Annotated in this window: 7 protein-coding genes and 1 pseudogene; 7 read left to right on the forward strand and 1 reads right to left on the reverse strand. The window is 49.9% G+C overall.

The window, feature by feature from the left end:
- Positions 1-312 precede the first annotated feature (312 nt).
- Positions 313-828, reverse strand: a complete 516-nt coding sequence (locus WLY71_RS28815; protein ID WP_347806277.1) for a hypothetical protein — start codon at positions 826-828, stop codon at positions 313-315.
- A gap of 795 nt (positions 829-1,623) precedes the next feature.
- Here WLY71_RS28815 and WLY71_RS28820 point away from each other — a divergent pair.
- From WLY71_RS28820 to WLY71_RS28850, 7 genes and pseudogenes are all read left to right on the forward strand, one after another.
- Entirely contained in the window at positions 1,624-2,283 is a 660-nt protein-coding gene (locus WLY71_RS28820) for a hypothetical protein (protein ID WP_347806278.1), read from the forward strand.
- A gap of 30 nt (positions 2,284-2,313) precedes the next feature.
- On the forward strand, positions 2,314-2,715 hold the full coding sequence (locus tag WLY71_RS28825) for a hypothetical protein (protein ID WP_347806279.1): 402 nt from the start codon (positions 2,314-2,316) through the stop codon (positions 2,713-2,715).
- A gap of 269 nt (positions 2,716-2,984) precedes the next feature.
- On the forward strand, positions 2,985-3,224 hold the full coding sequence (locus WLY71_RS28830) for a hypothetical protein (RefSeq protein ID WP_347806280.1): 240 nt from the start codon (positions 2,985-2,987) through the stop codon (positions 3,222-3,224).
- 43 nt (positions 3,225-3,267) lie between these two features.
- The gene (locus WLY71_RS28835) at positions 3,268-4,203 is read left to right on the forward strand and encodes a TrbL/VirB6 family protein (protein ID WP_347806281.1); all 936 of its coding nucleotides are present in this window, start codon (positions 3,268-3,270) and stop codon (positions 4,201-4,203) included.
- A 62-nt stretch (positions 4,204-4,265) separates the two neighbouring features.
- Positions 4,266-4,931 (forward strand): P-type DNA transfer protein VirB5, encoded by a 666-nt coding sequence (gene virB5 / locus WLY71_RS28840; RefSeq protein WP_347806282.1) that lies wholly within the window; start codon positions 4,266-4,268, stop codon positions 4,929-4,931.
- Positions 4,932-5,219: 288 nt separating this feature from the next.
- A complete protein-coding gene (locus WLY71_RS28845) occupies positions 5,220-5,768 on the forward strand; it encodes a hypothetical protein (protein WP_347806283.1) in 549 nt (182 codons plus the stop codon).
- A gap of 413 nt (positions 5,769-6,181) precedes the next feature.
- Positions 6,182-6,355: pseudogene (locus tag WLY71_RS28850) on the forward strand (helix-turn-helix domain-containing transcriptional regulator); the annotation flags it as partial.
- Positions 6,356-6,700: the final 345 nt, after the last annotated feature.

Genomic DNA, 6,700 nt, shown 5'->3' on the forward strand with positions numbered 1-6,700 from the left:
CTTGCATGGTGCTTGTAGGGCGCACAGCGACTGGAGCGGCGCTTGATCTATCAGGATGCCCACAACCCACCATTCACCGAAAAACCGCCCCTGAGGAGCTCTGAGCGCCCCTAGCGCCGCTGGTCCATTTTGGTTGTGATTGCTTGTAATCGCTTGTCGATAGTTGACATAATGATCATCAGAAAGGTAACGCCGACCGGTGCAAGCGCCCGTCCACCTCGAAAGAGGTCCTCACCCTAGAGTGGGATAACCAAGAGACTCCGGATTAAAGAAAAAGCCCCGCCTGCTTATGCATCGCGGGGCTTTTTCTTTTCAGCTTGGCGGCTTGATCACCTTCCCTTGGTACCGGTTCAACAGGATGAACAGGAACTTGATCGGCTTTGTGTACCGCAGTGGGTCATAACGCTCATGGGCACTGTTCACAAAGAGGTTCAGGTCTGCGCCTTCTACCTTCGCAGCCTTGGTAATCGTGAAGAACACCGCGTAATCGAACGTTCGGCCCTGGTGAACGACTTTGATCGTTACAAACTCTTCCCGCCCTGTGTGCATGCACCGACGCTCGCTCAGCGTAGCGATGATTGCGGGCAATTGTTTTGACAGCTCCCAGCGGAGCAGGCAAAAAACCCGTTTCTCCCTATTGTCTGCGTACCAGCTGTCTTCTGCGACGGCCTCGTTTGGCAGGCGGTCCCTTGCAAAGCAATGCAACCCATAGGTCACGTTGACCCTAATTGTTCTTTCTGGCCGTGCCGGCTGCTTCTCTGTTTTCTCTACGCCTGGAATGATGACCTCCCAGATATAGGGGTGCAGATGGCTTAGATCATAGGCCACTCCCCCTACTGTCGCTGCCTTCCAGGCAATACCACTCGTTGGTTTTCCCATCTATTTGCGTTCGCTAGCTATCCTCAATTACGTACATGTTGCCATGCGCACACTAAATCGCCTGTTGATCCGGTGTTAAAAACGACGGTCTGCCATTGGTGAAGAGGTCGTGCAGGCGCCTACCTGGTGAAAAGTCTCTGGCCGTAGGCCAGGCATTTGTGTCTCAAAATGCTGTTACAGGCGGCCAAAGGCCGCCCCGGCGCATCGCGCCGGTACGGTGGCAAAGATCACCACCGCGGTGTCTGGGACAGTTACCCACCTCCCTCGCTTCGCTCACTCCGTGGATAACTATCAGCTACTGACGCCTCGCTACGCTCGTTGTCCGGCCGGGCTAAATCCCTGGTCGGAAAAAGCACCCGCCCAGCGATTTAGCCCGACCTCGACGTGGTAAGGCACATCGTCTTTGACTCTTTTGAAAACAACATCAATGGCGCAGGCGATCATAGATCTCAGGCCGGCGGCTGCGTTTATCGCAGCCTGCAAGGCCGCAAGCGGTGCCGCGGCAAGCGGCACCACCTAGCCGCTCCTAAAAGAAAAAGAGGGCACTTTTGGAAGGGAATGGCTGAGAGCTAGGAAATCCGTGGCTTACAGCCCGGTTTTAGCTTGCTTGGTATGTTCACTCCAGAGTGAACATATATGTTCACTAGCTGAGTGAACATTTACCACTGTAGTGAACGTCTTGTGCGCACGTCGTGTTCGTATATACTGAACATCATGTTCACCAGACCACACGGATATGTTCACTTGAAACAGATCAGAAAAGACCCCGCTGATTTTGCCATGCTGACCCGTGGCTACATCCGCGACATTCGTGAACTTTCTCGGCGTAGCCCCAGTGCGTTCCAGGTTTTTATGCTGCTGACGGAACGGATGAACAAGACCAACGCGATTGTCATCAGCCAATCCACTCTCTGCCAAATCCTCAACTACGGCAGGACGGCAATACACAATGCCATCCGCCTACTTGAGTCAGAGCGGTGGCTCCAGATAGTGAAGATCGGCACAGCCAATGGCTATGTCATCAATTCAAAGGTCGTTTGGAGGGACCACAGTGGCAAGCGTTACGCCTCGTTCTACGCAGAGGTAGTGGTTAGTGAAAGCGACCAAGGCAGGCCCGTCGAGGACTGGGATAACGTCGAGCTGCGGCATGTCCCTATCTTACAAGCCGGTGAATCAGTAATTGACGATGGGGCTGATCTGCCCCCTCCCGACCAGAAAGATCTGCTCCCTCCTGACCCGCGTGAACTGCCCAGAGCTGGAGAGACACCAGATCCATGGGCGACAGAGCGTGCGGAATTAGCCAGGAGTGACGCCGCTGGCATTCCACGAGAGTTCCCAAAACCTGAGGACTCTCGCGCCCCCAACACTCTCGATCTCTTCAGCACCAAAACCGACCAGAAGTAAATTGGCACAGCCATCGAGGAGACGTGACACATGGCTTGGCACACCATCCAGGAAGCGCAAAAGCTGACCGGAAAGAGCCGTCGCACGCTTTACCGTGATATGGCCGCAGGTCGTTTATCTTGGGAGCCTGAGGGCGAAAACGCTCGACGGCTTGAGACGTCCGAGCTGATCCGTGTCTATGGTGCACTTCTGCCAATGGCACAGCCAGAAAACGAAAAACCGGCACATGCTGACACTGGGTATGGCACACAGGATACAGCTCTGATCTTGGCCGAACTGAAGGCATTGAGGGAGGAGGTGGCCGAGCTCCGTCAGGCCATGCGCCTGATCGAGCACAAACCTGAACCGGCACAGCCTGACACGGTAGAAAGTGTGCCAGCCGACAAGCCGACGCCTTGGTGGCGAAGGCCCTTATTCACGCGACAAGGGTAAAAAATCGGCACTGACCGGGGTTGCAGCCCCGGCCAGAGCCTAACCACAACGACACCACTGGAGGTGTGCACTATGGCTAAGCCATATTCTACAGAAAACGAATCTCAAGATTTTCAGATAATAGTGACGGAGCGAGTACATAGCTCCCATGACCTGGAGCTGTACCAGCCCTGTTTGGTAAAGGTCCAGTTTCACCGGAACGGCAAAGGCTCTCGCATCCTTAGCAAGCCACTGCACACCGTGCCAGCCCCAAAAGGCGGGGTGTCCTCATGAGCCATTCAGATAAAGACCAACTAGATTTAATTGATGAATTAAATAACGAGCTTGCATCGTTAAAGGCTATTCATTTGTTAATGCACAACCATCTGAAAGCTGCGCTTAGCAATAAGGATATGAACATGACTCACGACGAGTTACGTGCTTTCAACTGTGGAATAGAACATTTAGTTAATCCGATGTTTGCTAAGGCTAGCAAATTGCTTAAAAGCTTGGCTCAGACAACCATTTAAACCAATACAGCAGCGGGGCTATGCCCCGCTGCGAGGAATCGCCATGGATGTTCAAGTTGTACAGCCGATTTTTGATGCTATCGACGCCGCAATGAGCGGGACGCTGATTAACGGAACCAGCAAGCTAATACAAGTTGCAGGGGCGATTTTCGGCTCTATGTGGCTGGCTCATTTCACCCTTAAAAGCATAGGCTGGCTTTTCCAGGGCATGGACATGATTTTTAGAGATGTCATTTTTAGCATGCTGAAAATGGCATTTATTTGTGGCTGCGCATTCAATATATCTTGGTACATGGAAACAATCGTACCATTCGTATCGAATGCTCCGGCGGGAATCACGCAGTTGCTTAGCGGGTCTGAATCACACGCTACGAATATGATTGATGCTTTAATTGGCGCATACATCAACAGCGTAATTGAAATAGTCAACAGCCTTGATTTTAGTCTTTTTAATAGCGACTTATCCAATCTTGCAGCCGCAATAATTACTCTTGGGGTTCTAATCATTTCTGGCTTGGCTTTTCTTGGTGTCTGTGTTGCAAACTTGATTGTCTTAAAGTTGGCTACCACTCTATTTCTGGTATTAGGCCCGTTGTTCATTGCATTTTTTCTGTTTGATGCCACTAAACAGTACGCGTGGGGCTGGATAAATATCCTCGCCGGTTTTATGCTGTCAAATGTATTATTCGGTGTGGTTATTTCAATTGAAATTAACTATATAAACTCCAATGTCCTTGGAGCTGATGGACAATTTAAAGCAGGGTGGGTAAGTATTTTATCCATCCCCCTAATTTTCGGCGCTTTTGCGGTACTGGCTCAAACCCTTCCTAACTATGCGGCCAGCGTCATGAGTGGCAGCCCTGCCGGGAACGGCGGTGGGCTAGGCGCGATGCTCAAGCATGGCGGACTGGGCGCAGGAAAACAGATGGGCGGAGCCTTGATGAAAAAATTCATGCCTAAAGGCCCATCAATCCAGTAACAGCTTATTAATTCAATAACACACGCGACCTGAATACCAGGGCGCTCTACCGAGGTGCTTCCATGAACAAAGTTTTGGCCGTACTTACCTTTAACACCATGATCCTGACGGCTGTATTACCATTAACCAGCCACGCTACCGGCGTTCCGACCGTGGATGTAGCCGCAGCTACGCTTTTACAGAACAATGCAGTAGCGCAAGCGGCGCAAGCACTAGATGCCCTTAATAACGCTAAGAATGGTATCGATCAAGCCCGACAGCAGTACGAAAACTACAAAGGCATGGTTTCCGGTAATGACAAACTTGGGGGCTTTCTCAATAACCCTTCGCTAAACAAAGTTCTGCCTTTGGGCGACTGGTCCCAGGTGTATAGCACCGTCAGCGACATTGCCAGTCTGCGTGAGCGTTACGGTTTAAAATCAGATGATGCCAGCGTCCAAGAGAAGTTCGACAGAATGCTGGCCGCTGCGGATGCACTTGAACGCAACTACGATGCCAGTACCGAGCGCATTAGTAATGCCGAGGGGTTACGGGCAAAGCTCAACGAGGTTGATACACCGCAACAAAAACAAGACTTACAACTGCGCTACCAACAAGAATTGTTAGAGCAACAGAATCAACAAATGCGCCTCGCCAACATGCAAATGCTTCAGCAACAACAAGAGAAAATGGCGGATCGGAAAAAGGCACAGGCCTTTATGGATCGTATGAATGAAAAAACAAACTGAATAATTCCAAAAAGGCCGGGGGTTCCCGGCCTTTTTACCCACGAACCAACATCAACAACAGGGCTCACAGGCCTCCCGCTGTGCGGGGTTTCAAAGGGGGTTCCCCTTTGGCGCGGACGATGTTTAGAAAATGCGAAGCTATTTTGTAAACAATCGGTAACGTGCCTCTCTTAAACCACAAAAATATCTAATGTATCTCTGATGGATATCTAAGGTATCTCTATTGACAAGAAGTATATCTAATGTATATCTGAAATATCTTTACTCAGTCTCCATAAGGCGCAACCCATGACTGATTGGCGAACCAGCCCAAGAACCGGGAAAAGTCAGTTTTTCCCGCTGATAGATGAGCTTAAAAACCGCCTGACGTTAGGAGAGACCTATAAGCAGATTTACGATGACTTAAAAAAAACGTCTAAAATCCAGATAGGCTTTCAGCAGTTCTCTAAATATATGAGAACGCATGTTAAATCACCCACAATAAAAAACGAACTGAACGGTACAGTTCTACCGAGAAAAGAATCAGCACGAGCCACAACGCTCCAGCCGATCAGTCCTGTATTAACCAATAACAATATTGAAAACTGGTCAGATAAAAAACAGCATCCGTTTGAACACCTTTCAACACCCAAAGGTGATCGCCGCCGTGACTATTTTGTCCATAATTCTGTGCCTGACCGGGAAGAGATCTACGGCACCGATTCACAAAATACGACATCAGTCGACAAGCGCCCAATGTCTAAAATTGACTTTAGAAAAGTCAGGGAGGAAGCTCTTAGCATGGATTTTGACGCGCTGGTGAACGGTGAATACATTCATGAAACTAAAAACAAATAAGCATAGTTAATATAGTGAGACTAGTATGAGCCAAGACCTTATAAATGATCTATTCGAACAGGTACAAAAACACATTTCCGGCATGGCTAAAAATATAGACTTTGAAACGTGTGATGATGCCTTAGCCCTACTGTCTAATTGTTATTCAGCTCAGATAAAACTCGCGGAAATTACGAGTACATTGGCAGTCAGAACCATGCGAGAGTTTTGCAGGGAAAAACCAGGGGAAACACAAGATGACTGATTGGCGCGCTAATCCTAGAATCGGAAAAAGCCAGTTCATCCCGCTTTTGCCTGAAATAAAAAAGCGCTTAACCATGGGCGAAACGTATAAGCAGATTCACGACGACATGATAACCAGAGGTCACTTACAAATTGGTTATGATCAGTTCACCAGGTACATTCGTAAATCCATAAATGAAACAAAGCTCTATGAATATGATCCAGCGGCAGCACTGACAGATCCTGAAAGCATCGCCATTTTTATGGCCGATGCGTTGGAAACTGGCGACGCTGAATACATTGCTAAGGCTCTGGCCGTTGTGGCGCGCGCCGAAGGTATGACAGAGGCAAAAAGCCAACCTGGGGAGGTAGACACTTGATAGGCAGGAAAAAAAAGCCCGGCTGGTAACCGGGCTTTTTGCACAACAGGTGTTTCTTCGACGGTAGACGGTAAACAGCGCAACACATCAATTGCGAGCTGATTATGGCAGCAGCTACGCCCCCCCGCCACATTGTTGACTGGCAAGCGAAGCGCGCAGGGCGAAGCCTGCGCCGTGAAGGAGCGAAGCAGCCCTTGCACGTCCTCGGGGTCTTGCATGGTGCTTGTAGGGCGCACAGCGACTGGAGCGGCGCTTGATCTATCAGGATGCCCACAACCCACCATTCACCGAAAAACCGCCCCTGAGGAGCTCTGAGCGCCCCTAGCGCCG

Source organism: Pseudomonas rossensis, from assembly GCF_039888995.1.
Lineage (GTDB): Bacteria > Pseudomonadota > Gammaproteobacteria > Pseudomonadales > Pseudomonadaceae > Aquipseudomonas > Aquipseudomonas rossensis.

Coding starts and splice junctions, on each gene's coding strand:
- WLY71_RS28825 (WP_347806279.1), top strand. CDS start 2,314: ATGGCTTGGCACACCATCCAGGAAGCGCAAAAGCTGACCGGAAAGAGC.
- WLY71_RS28830 (WP_347806280.1), top strand. CDS start 2,985: ATGAGCCATTCAGATAAAGACCAACTAGATTTAATTGATGAATTAAAT.
- WLY71_RS28835 (WP_347806281.1), top strand. CDS start 3,268: ATGGATGTTCAAGTTGTACAGCCGATTTTTGATGCTATCGACGCCGCA.
- virB5 (WP_347806282.1), top strand. CDS start 4,266: ATGAACAAAGTTTTGGCCGTACTTACCTTTAACACCATGATCCTGACG.
- WLY71_RS28845 (WP_347806283.1), top strand. CDS start 5,220: ATGACTGATTGGCGAACCAGCCCAAGAACCGGGAAAAGTCAGTTTTTC.